1 protein-coding gene and 1 pseudogene are annotated in these 1,257 nt (G+C 59.3%); both read left to right on the forward strand.

Going from position 1 to position 1,257, the window contains the following annotated elements; genetic code table 11:
• Positions 1-322, forward strand: a pseudogene (locus tag NKH17_RS33295) (transposase family protein); the annotation flags it as partial.
• Positions 323-670: 348 nt separating this feature from the next.
• Positions 671-886 (forward strand): hypothetical protein, encoded by a 216-nt coding sequence (locus tag NKH17_RS33300; protein ID WP_352809015.1) that lies wholly within the window; start codon positions 671-673, stop codon positions 884-886.
• Positions 887-1,257: the final 371 nt, after the last annotated feature.

The following is a 1,257-nucleotide window of genomic DNA, read 5'->3' on the forward strand; positions in this document are numbered from 1 at the left end:
TGCCGGGCCAGCGCTTCGATACGGTCGGTGTCGAACCGCTCATCCAAGGCCTCTCCTTCGGCGCTCTGATCGCCGACAAGGCCTTCGACAGCAACACCATCATCGCCGATCTGAACGAGCGTGGCGCCAAGATCGTCATTTCCCAGCATCCGCGCCGAACAAAGCCGATCCCGCTCGATGCCGAGATGTACAAATGGGGTCATCTGATCGAGAATTTCTTCTGGAAACTCAAAGAGTTCAAACGCATCGCCATGCGCGCGCCGACAAAACCGACCAGAGCTTCAATGCCATCATTCATCTTGCCGTCATCAACTCCAAATGAATCTCAACAAGCCCTAGACCAGGTCACTTGCCTTATGGGCAAAGATGAGGCTGGAAAGAGTGCCACTCTGCTTGCTCTCGCAGCCTTAAATCCTCACCAATCGACGCCAGCAATGCAGGGACGATTGCTCGTGGATACAGAATTCCCTGCACCGCGTAGATACGCCTTTTTCTAAGCGAACCGCCGCCCGTGGGATGTAGAGCGGCCGAAGCCGTTCGCCGGTTTCTGGCGCTGTTTTGACAGGGCGCGCATTGGTCATTCGGCCCATCGCGCTTTTCTGCGGCCCGCGGTTTCGCCCGACATCAGGGAACGATATCGCCCCCCATGTATTAGAAATCTATGGACACTATGAACCCCACGGCCACGGGTGCCGCCGATCTTTTGACATCGGAAGTTGCCAATGCCAGGCAGCGCATCCACCGGACTGAGCTCGCGCTTCAACGCACTGAAGAAATGCTGGCCGAAAATCTCGCGCTGTGCAGCAGGATACGAACTGCGGTTGAGGCCGCAAACCGCTTGGTGAAGATCGATCCCCCCAGCTTTGAAGGACGTCGCGCGGGTTGAACTGGGCCGGCGTTTCATTCGTCGCGACCTTTAGGCCACCGGCGCCACCACGCGCTCAAGCACGGCGGCAACCAGGTCGACAGACGGCGACCGCGGCTCATCGTGCGCGGCCTGGTGCTCGGCGAGGAACTGTAATCGGGCATGCGCTCCACTGCCTCGGCGACATGTGCGAGCGACTGGTCGATCAAGCGGCGGCGGAACGAAATGCCATCGCGCGTGCGACGTTAGCGTTAACCGAAGGAAGACGTGGGGGGGGGGGGGCCCCCCCCCCCCCCACCAAAACCGGGGGGGGCGGGTATTTAACGGCCCCCCCAGCAACGGGCCAAAAAAATTTTGTTTGTTTTTATAAAAAAACCCACCCCCCCCCCCAC

The organism is Mesorhizobium sp. M1334 (genome assembly GCF_040317995.1).
Taxonomy (GTDB): domain Bacteria; phylum Pseudomonadota; class Alphaproteobacteria; order Rhizobiales; family Rhizobiaceae; genus Mesorhizobium.